Raw genomic sequence first — 18,476 nt, 5'->3', positions numbered from 1 at the left:
CTCTACTCCGCCGCGATCGCGTGGCCGGCGAAGTTCGCGCGGCGGCTGCGATAGTTGGCGATCCGCTCTTCGATCTCGTGACGGAAGTGACGGATCAGGCCCTGAACCGGCCAGGCGGCGGCGTCGCCCAGGGCGCAGATGGTGTGGCCCTCGACCTGTCCGGCGACGTCCAGCAGCAGATCGATTTCCGACGGATCGGCCTCGCCCACGGCCATCCGCTCAAGCACGCGCCACATCCAGCCGGTGCCTTCGCGGCACGGCGTGCACTGGCCGCAGCTCTCGTGTTTGAAGAAGTAGCTGATGCGGGCGATCGCCCTCACGATGTCGGTCGACTCGTCCATCACGGTCACGCCGGCGGTGCCCAGCGACGAGCGAACCTCGCGCATGGAATCGAAGTCCATCAAGACCGTCTCGGCCTGCTCGCGCGTGATGACCGGGCAGGACGCGCCGCCGGGGATGATGGCCTTCAGATTGCTCCAGCCGCCACGCACGCCGCCGCCGTGATCCTCGATCAGCTGACGCAGCGGGATCGACATGGCCTCCTCGACCACGCAGGGCGTGTTCACATGGCCGGACAGGGACATCAGCTTTGTGCCGGTGTTGTTCGGACGGCCGAAGCTGGCGAACCAGTCGGCGCCGCGACGCAGGATCGTGCCGACGACGGCGATCGACTCGACGTTGTTCACCGTGGTCGGGCAGCCGTACAGGCCCGCGCCGGCCGGGAACGGCGGCTTAAGACGGGGCTGACCCTTTTTGCCCTCCAGCGATTCCAGCAGGGCCGTCTCTTCGCCGCAGATGTAGGCGCCGGCGCCGTGGTGGATATAGACGTGGAAGTCCCAGCCGTGGACGTTGCCGTCGCCGATCAGCTTGGCCTCATAGGCCTGCTTGACGGCGGCTTCCATCCGCTCGCGCTCCAGCACGTATTCGCCGCGCAGATAGATGTAGCAGGCATGGGCCTGCATCGCGAAGCTGGCGATCAGCGCGCCTTCGATCAGCAGGTGCGGATCATGGCGCATGATCTCGCGGTCCTTGCAGGTCGCGGGCTCGGATTCGTCGGCGTTGATGACCAGGTAGTGAGGACGATCCTTCACTTCCTTGGGCATGAACGACCACTTCAGACCGGTCGAGAAGCCCGCGCCGCCCCGGCCGCGCAGACCCGAGGCCTTGACGTTGTTGATGATCCAGTCGCGGCCAAGGTCCAGCATGTCCTTGGTGGCGTTCCAGGCGCCGCGGTTCTTCGCCCCGTCCAGCGTCCAGTCGTGGAAGCCGTACAGGTTGGTGAAGATGCGATCCTTATCTTCGAGAATGCCCACCATCTTCAGTTCCGATCTCCGCGCGTGTCCGCGCGCTTCATCATGCTACGGCCCCACAGCGCGATCCCGACGCCCATGACGGCTATCAGCGCGCCAACGGGTATCATGACCTCCAGATCGACCGGGATGACACCCATCAGCGTCAGTACGATTAGCCCCAACCCCATGACCACATCGGCGAGGCCGAGGAGATAAAAGGTTTTGAAATCAACAGGCTTGGCTTGCTTCGCCATCACAGCCCCTCCGCCAGACGGCGCTTGTGGTGGCGCGTGCGTATCCAGATGGCCGCGATGACCATCATCCAGCCCGCCGCCAGCATGAAGTAGGAGAGATTGACTGCCCACGGTCCGACTGCGCCCTGACGCGAGATCAGAATCAGAACGGCCGCGCCGACGACCATGGCCAGGCCGCCCGCGCGCAGCGGACGCCCGACGTTGCGTAGTTCCTTGCGGTAGGCTGCGCGGCCCTCCTCGGTGTTCAGATCCGGCGGCGACATCAGGCCGGCGCCTTCTCGACCGGCGCGGGGTCGCTGTTCGGCAGCTTCTTGATCGGCTTGGCGGCCGAACCGTCATACAGCGTCGCGTCGAGCAGGGTCTTGGGCCCGCCCTCAGGCGCCGCATTGGTGCGACCGATGTAGGAGCCCGGCTCGGGCGTCTTGCCGGCGGCGAAGTCGTCGATGATCCGGCCGATCGTCTCGGGCGTCAGATCCTCGAAATAGTAGTCGTTGATCTGGGCCATCGGCGCGTTGGAGCAGGCGCCCAGGCACTCGACTTCCTGCCAGGTGAAGCGGCCGTCGGCGGACAGATGATCCTTGGGACCAATCTTCTCCTTGCAGACGCGCATCAGCTCATTGGCGCCGCGCAGCATGCACGGCGTGGTGCCGCACACCTGGATCAGCGCCGTCTTGCCGACCGGCTCCAGCATGAACATGGTGTAGAAGGTCGCGACCTCCAGCACCCGGATGTAGGCCATATCCAGCAGCTCGGCGATCGCGCGGATGGCGGGTTCGGACACCCAGCCTTCCTGCTTCTGCACCAACCACAGGATCGGGATCACCGCCGACTGACGACGCCCTTCCGGATACTTCTTGATCCACCATTCGGCCTTGGCCGTCGTATCGGCCGAGAAGGCGAACGAGGCCGGCTGTTCCTTGGCGAGACGACGAACGCTCATCGGTCCACTTCTCCGAAAACGATGTCGAGCGAGCCCAGGATGGCGGACACGTCGGCCAGTTGGTGGCCGCGGTTCATCCAGTCCATCGCCTGCAGTGAGCGGAAGCCCGGCGCCGAGATCTTCACGCGATAGGGTTTGTTGGTGCCGTCCGACACCAGATAGATGCCGAACTCGCCCTTGGGCGCCTCGACAGAGGCATAGACCTCGCCCTCGGGCGTCTTGAAGCCTTCGGTGTAGAGCTTGAAGTGGTGGATCAGCGACTCCATCGAGCGCTTCATCTCGCCACGGCGCGGCGGGACGATCTTGTTGTCCTCGACCATCACCGGCTCGCCGGGGCAGTTGCGCAACTTGTGGATGCACTGCTCCATGATCCGCACCGACTGCTTCATCTCCTCGATGCGCACCAGATAGCGATCCCAGCAGTCGCCGTTCTTGCCGACGACCACGTCGAAGTCGAGCTCGGCATAGCACTCATAGGGCTGCGACTTGCGCAGGTCCCAAGCGATGTTCGAGCCGCGCAGCATCACGCCGGTGAAGCCCCATTCCAGGGCTTCCTGCTTGGACACCACGCCGATGTCCACGTTGCGCTGCTTGAAGATGCGGTTCTCGGTGACCAGGCTTTCGATGTCCTTCAGCGCTGGCGGGAACTCGTGGCACCAGCGGCCGATGTCGTCGATCAGGTCCATCGGCAGGTCCTGGTGGACGCCGCCGGGCCGGAAATAGTTGGCGTGCAGACGGGCGCCGCAGGCGCGCTCGTAGAACACCATCAGCTTTTCGCGTTCCTCAAAGCCCCAGAGCGGCGGCGTCAGGGCGCCGACGTCCATGGCCTGGGTCGTCACGTTCAGCATGTGCGACAGGATGCGGCCGATCTCCGAGTACAGGACACGGATCAGCTGCGCCCGGTACGGAACTTCGATGCCCAGCAGCTTCTCGATGGCCAGGCAGAAGGCGTGCTCCTGGTTCATCGGCGAGACGTAGTCCAACCGGTCCAGATACGGCACGTTCTGAAGGTAGGTGCGCGCCTCCATCAGCTTTTCGGTGCCGCGGTGCAGCAGGCCGATGTGCGGATCGACGCGCTCGACGATCTCGCCGTCCAGCTCCAGCACCAGGCGCAGCACGCCGTGCGCGGCCGGGTGTTGCGGACCGAAGTTGATGGTGAACTTGCGGTCTTCCATCTCGCGCGCGTGCGCGGTGCGGGTGTCGAGGTCGTCCTCGAACACATCGACGCCCAGCGGCGGCAGAGTGGGGTTTCCGTCAGCCATTACGCCTGGCCTCCCGCCTTCTCGTCGCCGGGCAGGACCGGCGCGGGGTATTCGGCGCCCTCCCAGGGCGACAGGAAATCGAAGGTGCGGAACTCTTGGGTCAGCTTGACCGGCTCATAGACCACGCGGCGCTGTTCCTCGTCGTAGCGGACCTCGACATAGCCCGTCATCGGGAAGTCCTTGCGCAGCGGATGGCCTTCGAAGCCATAGTCCGTCAGCAGGCGACGCATGTCCGGGTGGCCCGAGAACAGCATGCCGTACATGTCGTAGGCTTCACGCTCGAACCAGTTGGCGGCCGGATAGGCCGAGATGACCGAAGGCACCGGCTGGGTCTCGTCGGTCGAGACCTTGACGCGCAAGCGCGCGTTCCGCGTCATCGACAGCAGGTGATAGACCACCTCGAACCGCTCCTTGCGATCCGGATAGTCCACGCCGCACAGATCGAGCAGCTGCTGGAAGCCGAACTGATCGCGCAGCGTCGTCAGCACCTCGACGATCCGCTCGCGCGGCGCGACCAGCGTCAACTCGCCGAACGCCACCTGGGCCTCGACACCCAACGCCCCGACCATCTCGGCGCCCAGCGGCGTCAGGGCGGCTTCGTGTTGCGCTTGAACAGCCAGAGAGGTCATCGGTCGATGGTCCCCGTGCGACGGATCTTCTTCTGCAGTTGCAGCAGGCCGTAGAGTAGCGCCTCGGCCGTCGGCGGGCAGCCGGGCACATAGACGTCCACCGGCACCACGCGGTCGCAACCGCGCACGACGCTGTAACTATAGTGGTAGTAGCCGCCGCCGTTGGCGCAGCTGCCCATCGACACGACGTAACGCGGATCGGGCATCTGGTCGTAGACCTTGCGGATGGCCGGGGCCATCTTGTTGGTCAGGGTGCCGGCGACGATCATCAGGTCCGACTGGCGCGGGCTGGCGCGCGGCGCCATGCCGAAGCGCTCGACATCGAAGCGCGGCATCGACATCTGGATCATCTCGACCGCGCAGCAGGCCAGGCCGAACGTCATCCACATCAGCGAGCCCGTGCGGGCCCAGTTGATGACGTCGTCGGCAGCGGCGACCAGATAGCCGCGCTCGCCGAGCTCCATGTTCACGGCCTCGAAGAACTTGTCGTGGACCTTGGGATCATAACCCTCGACGGTCGAACGCGCGCCGGCGCCGGCCGGAACCAGCGGCGCGCCCGATGCGGATACCAGGCCCGCGGGCTTGGAAGCGGCGACTACTCCCATTCCAGGGCTCCCTTCTTCCATTCGTAGATGAAGCCGATGGTCAGCACGCCCAGGAAGACCATCATCGACCAGAAGGCGAAGACCATGCCGGCGTGCGACAGATCGAACATCGACACCGCCCACGGGAACAGGAAGGCGACTTCCAGGTCGAAGATGATGAAGAGGATCGACACCAGATAGAAGCGGATGTCGAACTTCATCCGGGCATCGTCGAAGGCGTTGAAGCCGCACTCATAGGCCGACAGCTTCTCGCTATCGGGGCTTTTCGGTGCCAGCAGCAGCGGCAGCACGATGAAAAGAATGCCGATGAAGGCGGCTACGCCGGCGAAGATCAGGACCGGAAGATATTCGAGAAGGAATGCGTTCATTCGAAGAACCTCGTCCGCCGGGGAGAGGCGGGATTCGGCGCTTCTTAGACCCAAGACCGCCGCCGTTCAAACCCCTGCGGCCATTGGATTTTCATTGAGAATGGCTCGCAACTTTGCGCGCCATATGTCGCAGGGCCGACGCTTGCGCGTCGCAGGGCTGCAAAGGCCTATTGGCGAGCCGATCGCGTAACCGAAAGTCATCCGAATGAGCCTAGCCAGCCGCGCCCTGAACGCTGTCGAACGGATCGGCAATCGGCTGCCCGATCCCGTCTTCCTATTCCTGTGGCTGATCGGCGGTCTGATCGTCCTCAGCATGGTCGGCGCCGGCCTGGGCTGGTCCGCCGTCAATCCGGTCACCGGCGATCAACTGGTCGCCAAGAGCCTGCTGTCGGCCGAGAATCTGGAACAGTTGATCATCGGCATGCCGCGCACCCTGGCGGACTTTCCGCCCCTCGGCATCGTCATCACCATCATCTATGGCGCTTCGGTCGCCGAACGCACCGGGATGTTCGCGACCGCCATTCGCGGCGCTTTGCTGAACGCCCCGCGTTCCATACTGACACCCGTCGTCGTGATCACCGGCATGGTGTCCCATCACGCGTCGGACGCCTCCTATGTCGTGGTCATCCCGCTAGCGGCCGTCATCTTCGCCGCAGCGGGCCGACATCCGTTGGCGGGTCTGGCCGCGGGCTTCGCCGCCGTGTCGGGCGGATACGCCGGCAACCTGTTTCCCGGCGCTAGTGACGCCCTGATCCTGGGCATCACCGAGCCGGCCGCCCGCCTGATCGATCCGTCCTATTCCGTGAACATCGCGGGCAACTGGTTCTTTATCGTCGGCGTCGTCTTCGTCTTCACCCCCATCGTCTGGTTCCTGACCGACCGGGTGATCGAGCCGCGCCTCGGCGTCTGGAAGCCGTCAGAGGGGGTCGCCGCCCCGAACGCTTCGGAAAAACAGCCCCTGACCGCCTCCGAAAAGCGCGGCCTGAAGTTCGCCGGCCTGGCGCTTCTGGGCATGATCGCGCTCTGGGCCCTGCTGACCTTCATACCGGGCTCGCCGTTCGTCGATCCCGAGGTGGACCCGGAGCAGAAGTTCAATCCGCTCTACAAGTCCCTGGTCGCCTTCTTCGCCATCACCTTCTTCGTCACCGGCGGGGCATACGGTGCCGGAGCCGGCACGATCCAGTCGCACCGCGACATGGTCACGATGATGCGCGACGGCATCGCCCAGTTGGCGCCCTATATCGTGCTGGCCTTCTTCGCCGCGCACTTCGTGGCCATGTTCAACTGGTCGGGGCTGGGGCCGATCCTGGCGGTCAATGCGGCGGCGGGTCTGAAGACCCTGGCCCTGCCCGCCCCTCTGCTGCTGATCTGCGTCGTCTTCGTCTCGTGCTTCTTCGATCTGTTCATCGGTTCGGCCTCGGCCAAGTGGTCGGCCCTGGCGCCCATCGTGGTGCCGATGTTCATGCTGCTGGGCATTTCACCAGAGATGACGACCGCCGCCTATCGCATGGGTGATTCCGTCACGAACATCGCCACGCCGTTGATGAGCTACTTCCCCCTGATCCTGACCTTCGCCCAGCGCTGGGATCCGCGATTCGGCCTCGGTTCCTTGATGGCGACCATGCTGCCCTACGCCGGGGCCTTCCTGGTCGCTGGTCTGGTCATGGTGGCGGCCTGGGTCGCCTTCGACCTGCCGCTGGGGCCGGGCGTCGGCGTCCACTATGAGCCGCCGCCTCCCGCCGTGGCGGCCCATGAGCCTGCGGACGGCGGCGTAGCGGGCCCGCACAGCCCGCCCCAGGCGGCGATCGTCACGCCGTCCACAGCCCCTTCGCGTTGAGGGGCGCGTTTCTCCGAAAAGGTCGCTTGACGCGATGTGTCAGCCCGCCTAAACGACGCCCCTCGCCGGGGCGCACAGCCGCTTCGGCCGGGAAACGCGGGTGTAGCTCAGTTGGTTAGAGTGCCGGCCTGTCACGCCGGAGGTCGCGGGTTCGAGCCCCGTCACTCGCGCCACTCTTTCTAGAAATAGAAGAGTGGCGCACACCGCCTTCCCAAAAAGCTTTCGAAACAGCTCAAAAGTTTCGACCTGATACGCGGGTGTAGCTCAGTTGGTTAGAGTGCCGGCCTGTCACGCCGGAGGTCGCGGGTTCGAGCCCCGTCACTCGCGCCACTTCTTTTCAAGACATCGATAAAAGAAGTGGCGCGCTCCCGTTTTTGGAAACGCGCCATTCGAACGAGTCACAGCCCTGGCCGCTTCAGTGCAGCGGCAGTGCAACATCCGGGTTCACGAACGCCGCTTCCCCCGTCAGCTCGCCATAGACCATGCACAAATCCTCGAAGACGCGGTTCCAGGCGAACTGGCTGACAGCCTTCTCACGCGCTGCCCGGCCGATCGCTTCGATGTCGCGCGCGAACAGGGCCTCGACCGCCTGGGCGTAATCGTCGGCGTCCGCGCTGGCGGCCAGTTGCCCCACGCTCTCGTCGACCGTCTCGGCGACGCCGCCCGCATTGACCCCGACCACGGGGCGACCGCAGGCCATGGCCTCCAGCACGATCAGCCCAAACGGTTCTTTATCATTGGCGTGCACGAACGCGTCGCAGCTGGCGATGATCTTGGCGACCGCCTTGGGATCGCTTTCGTAAGGCATGGAGATGACACGGTCCTCTTCCGGCATCCCCGCGCCTGCGCCGACCAGCACCAGATGATAGGGCGCGCCCAGCTTCTGGACCGCCTCGATCAGCACGTCCACGTTCTTCTCCTTGGCCGGACGACCTGCGAAGCACAGCAGCCGCGCGTCCTCGCCCAGACCCAGCTGTTTCAGCAGCCACTGCCGGTCACGACGGTCCGGACGGAAGGTGTCGATCTCCACGCCCAGGGGCCGGATGACGATGTTGTTCACACCGGCCTCTTCCAGGCGCCGCGCGATAAAGCGACTGGGCGACACAACCCGGTCGAACTGCGAAAACAGCTTCGCCCAACGCTTCTCCACCGGCTTCTTGGCCCACTCGCCGAAATGCAGCGCCGCCAGCCCGGCCGGATCGGAATGGCAAAAACCGACGACCGGGCAGCCGACCCGCTGCCCGGCCTCCAACGCCCCCTGCCCCGGCGTGTAAGGGTCTCCGGCCTCGATGATCGACGGCTTCATCGCCGCCACCCAGGCGCTCCAGCGCTTCACCGAACTGGGCCAGCGATAGCCGTCGCCGAACGGCAGCTTGGTCGCCCGAAGTTGCACGATGCCGTCGGCTCTCGCCTTGTGACGCGCGCCGGGCACGATCAGCGAGTGACTGACCCCTGGCCGATTGGCCTCGATCCACGCCTTCTTGGACAGGATATAGCGCTTCACCCCGCCCGAGCGCGGCGCATAAAGCATCGTGGTGTCCACCAGGCGGGGCCGTTCGTCCATCGCCGCCGCCTTTAAGGCCCGCAGCGTATCGGCGACTTCCACGTCCAGCCCTGGAATCAGTCGGAGTTCGCTTTCCTGGACGTCGAGGTCTGTCATGCTCATGGAGTGTTCTCGCCTGGTCTGGGCTGTCGAACGCCGGAGGGGTTCGATGGATGCGTCCACGGGACGCGGCCTTTAGGACCGTTCGACGCCCGTAGACCCGGGCGCGGCAAAGCTCAAGTGCGCGCCGTCGCGATTCCCTCCGCATTCGGCCTATCGGGCATCGACGAACGAACGCGGGTCGCCTTACGGTATCGCCCCAGGACCATCACGGCCTTGCATTCGCCTCAAATTCGATAAACTTGGAACGCTGGCGCGGACCCTGCTATGGGGTCTCCCGTAACGTGACGCGTGACCACCAGGGGTTTCTACCGAATGCGTATTTTGCTCGCGACCGCCGTGGCGATCGCCCCCTTGATGGTCGCCACCGGATCCCAGGCCGAGATCGTCATCTCGAACGCCCGGACCACGCCGATCCAGACGTCCAATGCGACGGGCACCGCCGCCGACAACATCCGCATCGCCAGCGGCGGCAGCGTCGCCGTCGCCTCGGGCGCGGCGGTGACCCTGAACAGCAACAACACGGTCGATCTGGACAGCGGCGGCTCGATCACGATGGACAAGTCGGCTGACGGCTCGACGGGTCTTCTGGTCAACGGCGGCAACACCGGTTCGGTGATCGTCGGCGGCTCCATCACTGTCAACGACACGCTGGAAACAGCGGACATAAAAGACACGGACGGCGACGGCGATCTGGACGGGCCGTTCGCCACCGGAACCGGCCGCTACGGCGTGCGAGTCACCGGCGCCTCGCCCTTCACCGGCAACATCCTGGTCGAGAGCACGGGCGCCATCGCCGTCGAAGGCAACAACTCCTACGGCCTGTCCGTCGAATCCGCGCTGAATGGCAAACTCCAAAGCCTGGGCGCCGTCCGTGTAACCGGCAACGACAGCGCCGCCATTCGCAGCACGGGACCGATTTCCGGCAATGTCGATCTCGCCGGCTCCATCTCGGCGCTGGGCGCCAATGCGACGGGCGTTTCCATCGAAGGCGATGTCGGCGGGGCGCTCAAGATCCATTCCTCCGTGGTGGCCACCGGCTATCGCTACACCACCCCGCCGCCCGCGCGTCCGACGACCGGCACCTTCGACAACGCGACGACTCTGTTCCTCGACGAACTCGATGCAGACGATTTGCTGCAAGGTGGACCGGCCGTGCGCGTCGGCGCCAATGTCGCCGGCGGCGTGCTGTTGGACAAGGCGCTCGCCTATTCCGAGGCCGGGATCGAGGGTGACGACGACAAGGACGGCGTCAAGAACGGCGACGAGGACGATGACGGCGACGGCATCAAGAACCGCGACGATCCGGACCGTGACGGCGACGGCATCCCGGACGCCAGCGAGACAGCCGCCTCCATCACGTCGCTGGGCGGCGCGCCTGCGCTGCTGATCGGCTCGACGACGAACACCGTGACCCTCGGCGCTGTCGGAACAGGCGATGCGGCCTATGGTCTGATCAACCGCGGCACCATTGTCGGCTCCGGCCTCTATTCCGGCGTGGAGTCCCGCGCCGTGCAACTCGGCGTGACCGGCGGCCAGGCCGTCAACGTCGTCGGCGGCGTGCGCAACGAGGGCGGCATCTCATCGACCGCTGTCGACGCCAACGCCACGGGTCTCTGGATCGGCTCGGGCGTGACCGCTCCGACGATCAACAACTCGGGCGCCATTCAGGCCGTCGCCTCGGGCAAGCAGACCCAGAGCGCGACCGGCATTCTGATTGGTGCAGGCGCCAACGTCGGCTCGCTGACCAACACCGGCAACCTCGTCGCTTCTTTCGGCGGCAATCAGGGTTCGGCAACCGTTATTCGTGACCAGTCCGGCAGCCTGACCCAGCTGAACAACGCCGGTTCGATCATCGGCTCGCTCACCCCTAACACCGACGATACAAATCCTGTCACCGGCAAGGTGACCGCCATCGACGTCTCGGCCAACACGACCGGCGTCACCCTGCGGCAGTACGGCATTCCCGCCGCTGCCGGCAGCACGGCGACGGATACGGACAAGGACGGTGTGCCGGACGCGAACGAACCGGCCATCGTCGGCGCGATCAAGCTGGGCTCTGGCGCCGACACCCTCAATATCGAGAACGGCGTCGTCAACGGCGACATCGATTTCGGCGCCGGCGCCGACCGGCTGAACATCAGCGGCGGCGCGGTTGTGACCGGCGCCATCGCCAACAGCGACGGCCTGCTGGACATCAACGTGTCGAAGGGCACTCTGGCCGCCACCCAGACGGGCGCCACGGCGATCTCCAACCTGAACATCGGCGCCGAAGGGACATTGCTGGTCAATCTTGACCCCGCCAACGACCGCGCCGGCGGCTTCAACGTCAGCGGCAATGCGACCCTGGCGACAGGCTCCACCCTGGGCGTCCGCTTCTCGTCGCTGATCGATCAGCCCGAGCGGTTCAACGTCATCACGGCGGGCACGCTGAATGTGGGTCAGATCAACCAGACCCTGCTGTCGGAAAACTCGCCGTATCTGTACGTCGTGCAGGGCGGCGTCGCCGGCAACACTGTCTATGTCGACGCGCGTCGCCGCACGGCCTCCGAGGCCGGTCTGATCCCGGTCGAGGCGTCCGCCTACGACGCCGTCTATGGCGCGCTGGGGTCCAATGAGGCCCTACGCAACCTGTTCCTGTCGCAGACGTCGCGCGACGGCTTCATCGACGCCTACGAGCAGATGCTGCCCGACCACTCCGGCGGGCCGCTGATGTCGCTGTCGGCCGGCGTCGATGCGGTCACCCGCGCGCTGACCGGCCGCAACGCCGCCGCTGCGCCGGGTGAAACCAGCGCATGGGTCCAGGAGATCAACTTCTACGCCGACAAGGACAAGACCGACTCCTACGGTTTCCGGTCCGAAGGCTTCGGCGTCGCCGGCGGCGTCGAAAAGGGCACCAGCCTGGGCGCCGTCGGCATCTCGGCCGCCTTCACTTCGTCCGACATCAAGGACCCCGAGGCCGAAGCCGAAGAGGTCCTGTCCGCCAATCTGCTGGAGTTGGGCCTCTACTGGCGCGCTCAGGGTCAATACTGGACGACCTGGGCCCGTGCGGCGGGGGGCTACGCCTCCTTCAGCGCCGATCGCTCGCTGGTCGCCACCGGCGTCTATCTGAACAACAAGTCCGACTGGCATGGCTGGACGGCGGCGGTCGCCGGCGGCGCCTCGTATGAGCGCAACTTCGGCCGTCTGAACATCCGCCCCGAAATCTACGGCGAGTATTTCAGCCTGTCGGAAGGCTCGCGCAGCGAGAAGGGCGGCGGCGACGGCTTCGATCTCGACATCGATTCGCGCGACAGCCACATCTTCTCGGCGGTGGCGGCGATGAACGTCGGCTATGGCTTCGGCCGCAACGGCTGGATCCGTCCGGAACTGCGCGTCGGCTATCGTCAGAACATCTCGGTCGACGCCGGCGAAACCATCGCGCGCTTCGCCAGCGGCGGCCCGGACTTCATCCTGTCGCCGGACGCCATCGAAGGCGGCGGACCGATCCTGGGCTTCCGCCTGAACTTCGGCAACGAACTGGGCATGCTGTCGCTGACCGGCGACGCCGAGCTGCTGGAAGACTACGTCCGCTACTCGCTGCTGCTGCGGGCCAGCTTCCGCTTCTGATCGCAGCCTGATCCAGACAAACGAAAGGCCGCCGGAGCGATCCGGCGGCCTTTTTGTTTGGTAGGCGGCGACGGGCAACCTACCCTTCTAAACAAGACGTTGTTTTTCTACGTCTTTTTACCACGACCTCGGCAATATTCCACCAGGAATCCACCAGGTCGCATTACACTGTCACACATCTGCGAGAAGCATTTTCGCTTTCTTTATCGTCGCCTGATGCCTGGCTGGACCGTTGTACAGCTTCTCTAGCAGGCCCTCGATGATGCTCATGCCTGCAACGAGTTCGCTCGCGCTCATACCACGGGCCTCATGAGCGCCTGCATTCCCACGCTTACGTATTTGATGGAGCATGTCTTTTTGATCGTCGTCGATCAGCCCCTTCGCTCTTAAATCGTCTATTTTCTTTACCAGCGTTGAACCAGCGCATTTATTGTCCCGCACAATAAACTCAACAGCCATTCTCAACCCAGTGGTTGCCAAGATCATCTTCGAACCAGCTAGCGAATAAAGCATTTCGTTGAGTATCACTGTAAGCTTATGCGGAGTGGATTCCGTGTTGAAACTAAAGTGCTCGGAAACTGGTGCAGGATATTGGAGAAACGTCTCTACGGCCTGAATATCTCCGTTCTCATCGTGATAGTATGTCTCGGAGTCCCACTGCATTGTTTCGTAGCAGACGGTATCACAGGCACCACAACGCAGTATCGCATACGTCTCACCGCCGTCCATATGGAACTCTTCGTCGTGCCAATAACCTCTATACTTTGCCTCTACGCGATGGATTGTTTTCCGACGACACGAAACACAGTGCAGTCTTTTGCGTTCATTGAGATTTTCGACGGGCTCAAAGGTATTCAGCATTGCAAGTCTCACTGATGCACTTCAGACCAAGCCAAAAGTTGTTTAGAATGTCAACTGCAGATAGACATCTCGACTCGTTGCCAGCCGAACAAACGCCCCGTTAAGGCTTGCCCATTGGTGCTATAGACCAGCCGACCTCCGCCGCTGATAGGTTTTGCCATGTTCGAAGACATGAACGTCGGTGAAGAGGAAGCTAGAGATCAGCGAGACGCCAGCCGAAAGGCCAGTGACGAATGGCTTTCACGCATTCTCCTCGCCATGCTCGCAGGCAACGGTGCTGGCCTAATCGCACTCGCGAATGCCGAAACGATCGTGCAGGGAAATGTCTGGCACAAGGTGATTGGTGCGGCCATTGCCCTGAGCCTGCTCTATGGGATCGCGACCGCATTTCTCGGGCTGGTATCTCGACGCCACCACCACTTGGTACGAGAACTCGCCTACGCGAAACGGCTCCACCAAATAAAAACGCAGGGCCGTTTGACGGAGGCTGGCGAATACAACTTCATGACGTTGCAGTCTGAAGAGGTTCGCCAGACAGCCAAGACTGCCGACGAGGCGGGCCTCGCGACCGACCGGTATCTGATCCACGCGTTGCGCGGCACGGTGGTCGCGATCGGCATTATGATGATCACCCTGATCCTGACGCCGGAACGCGTTGATCCAAACCGTCCACAGCCTGCGACCATACCGGCCAAATCTGAGGACACCCCGGCCAAGCGATAAGACACGGCTTGCCATGTTCTTGTTTTGTGCTCATTCCTCGACGAATGGGCGTGAGGGCATATCAGGGCGACGAGACCACCGGCTTCCAATCGCCGGCGCAAGATCACGTCGAGGCCGTGCCCGACCTGGCTGAACTTCTCGAACTGCGCCGCCCTCAGCGTTACGCCGTCCGTGTGAAGGGTAATGGTCTAAAGGCGCGCGGCATCCACTCTGGCGACATCCTGGTCGTGAACACAGACGGCGAGCCCCGCACCGGCAAGGTCTGCGTCGCCTTCATACATGGCGATGTCGTTCTGGCCGTTCTGACAGAAAAAGACGGCATCTGGTGGCTGGAGCCGGCTAATCAGCCCGCGCAGCCGATCACGGAAGAGACAGAAGTCTGGGCCATGATTGCCGCCCTGGTCAGGACCGATGTGTGATGTTCGGGCTGATCGACGGCAATAACTTCTACGTCTCGTGCGAGCGCGCCTTCGATCCAACCCTGATCGGCAAGCCGGTGATCGTCCTGTCGAACAACGACGGCTGCGCGATCGCCAGGTCGGCCGAGGCGAAGGCACTGGGTATCAAGATGGGCGAAGTCTGGCACCTATCGAAGCGCCGGCCTGAGTTCCGCAACGTCATCGCCAAATCGTCGAACTACGCCCTTTATGGCGACATGAGCCGCCGGGTATTCGAGGTGCTGAGCATCCATTTCAGGCGCGTCGAGCCCTACTCGATCGACGAAATGTCCCTCGATCTGACTGCCTTCGGCCGCGTCGATTACTGCCGCCGGGTCCGCGACCAGGTGCGCCAAATCACCAAGATTCCAACATGCCTTGGCATCGGACCGACGAAGACGCTGGCGAAGCTGGGCAACAAATACGCCAAGACCACCGTCGCCTTGGGCGGCGTGGCTGACCTCTCCGACGACGCTCTGCGCCGCAAGGCGTTCGACGACATGCCGATCGATGAGATTTGGGGCGTTGGCGGCGCCAGCCAGACGAAGCTGAACAACCTCGGCATCCACACGGTGGCCCAGTTCGCCGCCCTCCCCTCGGCCTCGGTCCGCAAGCTGATGACCGTCACCGGTCAGCGCACCCACGCCGAACTGAACGGCGTGTCGTGCATGCCCCTGACCTTGGCGCCCAGCCAGCGCAAGACGATCAGCGTGACCAGAATGTTCGGCCGACCGGTCGAGACGTGGGACGATATGCGCGAGGCGCTGACGGCATATTCAAGCCGGGCCGCCGAGAAGGCGCGCCAGCACGGACTGGAAGCAACCGCGCTTCAGGTCTTCTTCCACACCAGTCCGCATGCCCCTGAGCCCTTCTACAATGCGCAGCGGTCATTCGAGATCGAGCCCACCGCCGACAGCCGCGCCCTGATCCGACACACCGTCAACGCCGGCCGCTCGATGTGGCGGCCCGGGCTGCGATACGCGAAGGCTGGCGTGATCTTGCCGGACCTGGTGCTGGCCTCTGAGGCGCCCCGCGATCTGCTGCCGACGGTGGACCCCGTGAAATCCGAGAAGCTGATGACGGCGCTGGACACCCTAAACGCGCGGTTCGGTCGAGGCACGGTGCGCCCAGGCGGTCTGCCGAAGGTGACGACGTGGAGCACGCGAGCGAACAATCGGTCGCCCCGCTACACGACCCGGCTTAGCGATCTGATGGAAGTGCACGCGTGAACTGCACCCTCATTCCCCTAGCGGAGACTCCGGTTCGGCGGAGGACGTAGTACACAAGCCAGACATCAGAAACCGACCGTGCAGCGCGCCACTCAACCAAACACCCGAGGCAACCAAGGCGTTATAATATAACACTCAATTCTATCCGGGAACGGCAGGCGATGCGCATTTGGTTTGATGGGAGGGGGCGGCCCAGGGTCCCTCCCGATGACCAAATTCAACCCCCCGCCAGCGCGGTTAGAAGCAAAGCGTAATCAGAATGAGGGCAGAGATCAGCGAAGAAAGTCGAATCAAGCGACTTCCTTCAAAACTCGGTACACCGACGCACGACCAATTTTGAGCCGTCGGGCGATCTCAGTCGGTCCATGGCCCTCGCTTTTGAGAGCGGCGATCTGGTCGCGCTCAATCGCAGGCTTTCGCCCCCGATACCGTCCCTCAGCCTTGGCCCTCTGAATTCCAGCCGTTTGACGCTCCTTTCGAAGAGCAGTCTCAAACTCGGCGAATACGCCAAGCATCGAGAGAAACGCCCGTCCGGCAGCAGTTTTGGTCTCAACAGGCTGATCAATGACGTGCAGGGTAACGCCCTTCTTTTCGAGGTCGTGGACTATGTCGGCCAGGTCTCGAATTGAACGTGCAAGGCGGTCGATCTTCGTGACCATCAAGGTGTCGCCCGCTTGCATGAAATCCAACAGACCCTCGAGTTCCGTTCGACCTGCCATCTTGGTTGCGGACTTCTTCTCAGACCGAACCACCGTGCACCCAGCTAATTTCAGAGCGTCGATCTGGATGGTGCAGTCCTGATCCTCAGTCGACACGCGTGCGTAACCGTAGGTAGCCATCGATGAACCCGTCTCATTAGCTTCTAGACCCTAGGAGCATACCGTCCCATAAATCAGAGTTCAACCCTATTGAGACGCCGAAAACGTCTCGCGAGATTGTGTTGGTTGGGTTTACTCAATCAAGACGCGCGCGCGCCGCACTCCATATCCTGCGCGCAGGGCAGCCATGCTCGAAAGAGCCGCAGGCTCAATCATCATCGTCCCCGTCTTCGTCGCGAAAACCGGGCGGCGGGTCACTGACAAGCCGCTTCCGGACACTGGGCTGGATAGGGAATGGCTCATCCGACGCAATACGAAGAGCCGTCCAACGGCTACCGACGTCCGCAGGGTCCTGAACGCCAAATCGCTGGGCGATATTGTTGGCGTAAGTGCGCTTGTGCGTGACGAGATTGTGGTCCTTCAGAAACTTGAGAAGGGTATGAACGTTCGGTCGCTCCAACCCCATAAACTGAGCCAGATCGCGGGTGTGCAGCGGATCAGCCTCATGGTCCAAGATGTGCTTGTAGAGCCGCCAAGCTGGATTCCACTCAGTCCGGCCAATGTCTTTCCGCAGCGCCACACGCACTCCTATCATGAGATAGCGCAACAGAAGTTGTCGCGCCCCTAATAGATATGGCGGTTTGCGATGGTCGCAATGGCTGAGCACGGCCGATCTAGACGGACTGCAGCAGGACACGGTTTCAATGTGCTGCTATTGGCGTAGGGCTACAACCGGAGCAGAGGCATCACTACAGCCCTCTTCCTATACCCCCCGCATTGCAATCTTGGGATAGAATTTAGGGAACTATAAGGAAACACACCACCGCCCCTCCGCCGCTATCCTATACTTCCCTAAATTCTATCCCATAATAGAAATTGTATTAGCGGGGGGTCCGCATGGCGACCATCCCATCCCCTTACCCCCCGCATTGCAATCTTGGGATTGAATCCAGGAATTTTAACAGATTCAATCCAAATGCTCATTTCTGTTAAAATCCCTGGATTCAGTCCCAAGAAATATAATTAGTAGGGGCCGAGATCGTCCACCCTCTATTTGTTCGAATTCTTGTGAATAGGTCCCTCAGGTGGTAACATTCGATGATGACCTATCACCACGATGATTGCCATAGTGGCAGCGCAGCAGTATCGATCGCAATCCGTGATGAGATCGGGGCGCTTGTTCCGTCAGTCAACTTAGCTAAGGGGGCCTTTCGCGATATTGTTAGTCGCATCTTCAGCAAGGGATGCCGATTAGATATGCGCAACAAAGTTGTGGTTGGCTATAATCAGTCCGTTGCAGAAGCTGTTGACGATCTGTTGCACGACACCACCGCTGCCCACCTATTTCACCAGCAGTGACTGACCAGAGCACGCCTCTGCGAAAGCGCCTATTTTGACGCATCATCCGCCAACCCTGATCGAGCAGCCCTCTGGCTGATGACCCGTTAGTTTTCCGGGTGTACTATGAAACCCGGAAGGGGCTTCACGTGCTGCAAGAGATCGCTCTCTCAATTATCTGCGTCGGAACAGGATCGGCGTACACGTCGGACACTGCTCAGACCTGGGTTAACGGACAAATGATCACGTCGACCAGCGGCCCGTATCGAGTTAGCCGCGAGGATCGCGCCTACTTAGAGATTGCCGGCACGTCGGCCCGGATCAGAGCACCCGAAAGCATTGTGCCCTCTGTTGCCGGACGAGGCGATGACGGCTGGAGGGACATGACCGACCTGACGATCACTGACCGTGAAATCAGGGGCAAATTTTCGCTCAACTGGATCAACAAGCCGATTGTGGTCGTAAATCGCATGACAGGCGAGATGACAATCACGGGCGGCGACGCTCTGGCAGGAAGGGCGAACTTCGTTGGCCAATGCGAACGAGCGCCTGATCGCCCCATGTTTTAGCGAGACGGCCTGCTGGCGCTGAGATTAGCCCCCGCCCCAGCG

The 18,476-nt window shown here is 62.7% G+C and carries 19 protein-coding genes and 2 tRNA genes; 9 read left to right on the top strand and 12 right to left on the bottom strand.

The window, feature by feature from the left end; translation table 11 throughout:
• Nucleotides 1-2: 2 nt before the first annotated feature.
• The 8 genes from nuoF to KAK88_RS09255 all read right to left on the bottom strand — a co-directional run bounded on the left by nuoF (nucleotide 3) and on the right by KAK88_RS09255 (nucleotide 5,350).
• A complete protein-coding gene (gene nuoF, locus KAK88_RS09290; protein ID WP_242076434.1) occupies nucleotides 3-1,316 on the bottom strand; it encodes an NADH-quinone oxidoreductase subunit NuoF in 1,314 nt (437 codons plus the stop codon).
• Nucleotides 1,317-1,318: 2 nt separating this feature from the next.
• Nucleotides 1,319-1,546 (bottom strand): hypothetical protein, encoded by a 228-nt coding sequence (locus KAK88_RS09285; RefSeq protein ID WP_242076433.1) that lies wholly within the window; start codon nucleotides 1,544-1,546, stop codon nucleotides 1,319-1,321.
• Nucleotides 1,546-1,809: a hypothetical protein gene (locus KAK88_RS09280; protein ID WP_242076432.1), complete on the bottom strand. Its 264-nt coding sequence runs from the start codon at nucleotides 1,807-1,809 to the stop codon at nucleotides 1,546-1,548. Before KAK88_RS09280 ends, KAK88_RS09285 begins: the two co-directional genes overlap by 1 nt.
• Nucleotides 1,809-2,486, bottom strand: a complete 678-nt coding sequence (gene nuoE / locus KAK88_RS09275) for an NADH-quinone oxidoreductase subunit NuoE (RefSeq protein ID WP_017503995.1) — start codon at nucleotides 2,484-2,486, stop codon at nucleotides 1,809-1,811. The genes KAK88_RS09280 and nuoE overlap by 1 nt, the downstream gene beginning before the upstream one ends.
• The gene (locus tag KAK88_RS09270; RefSeq protein WP_156355926.1) at nucleotides 2,483-3,661 is read right to left on the bottom strand and encodes an NADH-quinone oxidoreductase subunit D; all 1,179 of its coding nucleotides are present in this window, start codon (nucleotides 3,659-3,661) and stop codon (nucleotides 2,483-2,485) included. Before KAK88_RS09270 ends, nuoE begins: the two co-directional genes overlap by 4 nt.
• An 86-nt stretch (nucleotides 3,662-3,747) precedes the next feature.
• A complete protein-coding gene (locus KAK88_RS09265) occupies nucleotides 3,748-4,377 on the bottom strand; it encodes an NADH-quinone oxidoreductase subunit C (protein WP_017503997.1) in 630 nt (209 codons plus the stop codon).
• Nucleotides 4,374-5,003: a NuoB/complex I 20 kDa subunit family protein gene (locus KAK88_RS09260; RefSeq protein ID WP_087119131.1), complete on the bottom strand. Its 630-nt coding sequence runs from the start codon at nucleotides 5,001-5,003 to the stop codon at nucleotides 4,374-4,376. The genes KAK88_RS09265 and KAK88_RS09260 overlap by 4 nt, the downstream gene beginning before the upstream one ends.
• On the bottom strand, nucleotides 4,973-5,350 hold the full coding sequence (locus tag KAK88_RS09255; RefSeq protein WP_242076431.1) for an NADH-quinone oxidoreductase subunit A: 378 nt from the start codon (nucleotides 5,348-5,350) through the stop codon (nucleotides 4,973-4,975). Before KAK88_RS09255 ends, KAK88_RS09260 begins: the two co-directional genes overlap by 31 nt.
• 205 nt (nucleotides 5,351-5,555) lie before the next feature.
• Here KAK88_RS09255 and KAK88_RS09250 point away from each other — a divergent pair, with 205 nt between their 5' ends.
• The 3 genes from KAK88_RS09250 (at nucleotide 5,556) to KAK88_RS09240 (ending at nucleotide 7,517) form a co-directional block, all read left to right on the top strand.
• Nucleotides 5,556-7,187, top strand: coding sequence for an AbgT family transporter (locus KAK88_RS09250; RefSeq protein ID WP_242076430.1), 1,632 nt, complete (start codon nucleotides 5,556-5,558; stop codon nucleotides 7,185-7,187).
• 96 nt (nucleotides 7,188-7,283) lie between these two features.
• Nucleotides 7,284-7,360: transfer RNA gene (locus KAK88_RS09245), tRNA-Asp, on the top strand.
• Between the two features lie 80 nt (nucleotides 7,361-7,440).
• Nucleotides 7,441-7,517: transfer RNA gene (locus KAK88_RS09240), tRNA-Asp, on the top strand.
• Between the two features lie 85 nt (nucleotides 7,518-7,602).
• On the opposite strand, the gene KAK88_RS09235 is transcribed toward KAK88_RS09240, so the two are convergent.
• Nucleotides 7,603-8,853: a glycosyltransferase gene (locus tag KAK88_RS09235; protein ID WP_242076429.1), complete on the bottom strand. Its 1,251-nt coding sequence runs from the start codon at nucleotides 8,851-8,853 to the stop codon at nucleotides 7,603-7,605.
• Nucleotides 8,854-9,165: 312 nt separating this feature from the next.
• Here KAK88_RS09235 and KAK88_RS09230 point away from each other — a divergent pair, with 312 nt between their 5' ends.
• Entirely contained in the window at nucleotides 9,166-12,459 is a 3,294-nt protein-coding gene (locus KAK88_RS09230) for an autotransporter outer membrane beta-barrel domain-containing protein (RefSeq protein WP_242076428.1), read from the top strand.
• 171 nt (nucleotides 12,460-12,630) lie between these two features.
• Here the strand turns inward: KAK88_RS09230 and KAK88_RS09225 are convergent, their stop codons facing one another.
• Nucleotides 12,631-13,320, bottom strand: coding sequence for a DUF4145 domain-containing protein (locus tag KAK88_RS09225; protein ID WP_242076427.1), 690 nt, complete (start codon nucleotides 13,318-13,320; stop codon nucleotides 12,631-12,633).
• Nucleotides 13,321-13,479: 159 nt separating this feature from the next.
• On the opposite strand from KAK88_RS09225, the gene KAK88_RS09220 reads away from it, so the two are divergent.
• From KAK88_RS09220 to KAK88_RS09210, 3 genes are read left to right on the top strand one after another with little or no spacing between them, the layout of a single operon-like run.
• Nucleotides 13,480-14,043 carry a hypothetical protein gene (locus tag KAK88_RS09220; RefSeq protein ID WP_242076426.1) on the top strand — a complete coding sequence of 188 codons (564 nt, stop codon included), beginning with the start codon at nucleotides 13,480-13,482 and terminating at the stop codon, nucleotides 14,041-14,043.
• 50 nt (nucleotides 14,044-14,093) lie between these two features.
• On the top strand, nucleotides 14,094-14,462 hold the full coding sequence (locus KAK88_RS09215; protein ID WP_242076425.1) for a LexA family protein: 369 nt from the start codon (nucleotides 14,094-14,096) through the stop codon (nucleotides 14,460-14,462).
• Nucleotides 14,462-15,709, top strand: coding sequence for a Y-family DNA polymerase (locus tag KAK88_RS09210; protein WP_242076424.1), 1,248 nt, complete (start codon nucleotides 14,462-14,464; stop codon nucleotides 15,707-15,709). The genes KAK88_RS09215 and KAK88_RS09210 overlap by 1 nt, the downstream gene beginning before the upstream one ends.
• A 290-nt stretch (nucleotides 15,710-15,999) precedes the next feature.
• Here the strand turns inward: KAK88_RS09210 and KAK88_RS09205 are convergent, their stop codons facing one another.
• Complete coding sequence (locus tag KAK88_RS09205; protein WP_242076423.1) at nucleotides 16,000-16,548, bottom strand: recombinase family protein; 549 nt, start codon at nucleotides 16,546-16,548, stop codon at nucleotides 16,000-16,002.
• 187 nt (nucleotides 16,549-16,735) lie between these two features.
• Nucleotides 16,736-17,134 carry a hypothetical protein gene (locus KAK88_RS09200; protein ID WP_242076422.1) on the bottom strand — a complete coding sequence of 133 codons (399 nt, stop codon included), beginning with the start codon at nucleotides 17,132-17,134 and terminating at the stop codon, nucleotides 16,736-16,738.
• Between the two features lie 491 nt (nucleotides 17,135-17,625).
• Between KAK88_RS09200 and KAK88_RS09195 the strand changes: the two genes are divergently transcribed.
• Complete coding sequence (locus KAK88_RS09195) at nucleotides 17,626-17,886, top strand: hypothetical protein (protein WP_242076421.1); 261 nt, start codon at nucleotides 17,626-17,628, stop codon at nucleotides 17,884-17,886.
• Between the two features lie 128 nt (nucleotides 17,887-18,014).
• A complete protein-coding gene (locus KAK88_RS09190) occupies nucleotides 18,015-18,434 on the top strand; it encodes a hypothetical protein (protein WP_242076420.1) in 420 nt (139 codons plus the stop codon).
• Nucleotides 18,435-18,476: the final 42 nt, after the last annotated feature.

This window comes from Brevundimonas diminuta, from assembly GCF_022654015.1.
Taxonomy (GTDB): Bacteria; Pseudomonadota; Alphaproteobacteria; order Caulobacterales; family Caulobacteraceae; genus Brevundimonas; species Brevundimonas diminuta_C.
This window is presented reverse-complemented; position numbering and strand designations above follow the sequence as displayed.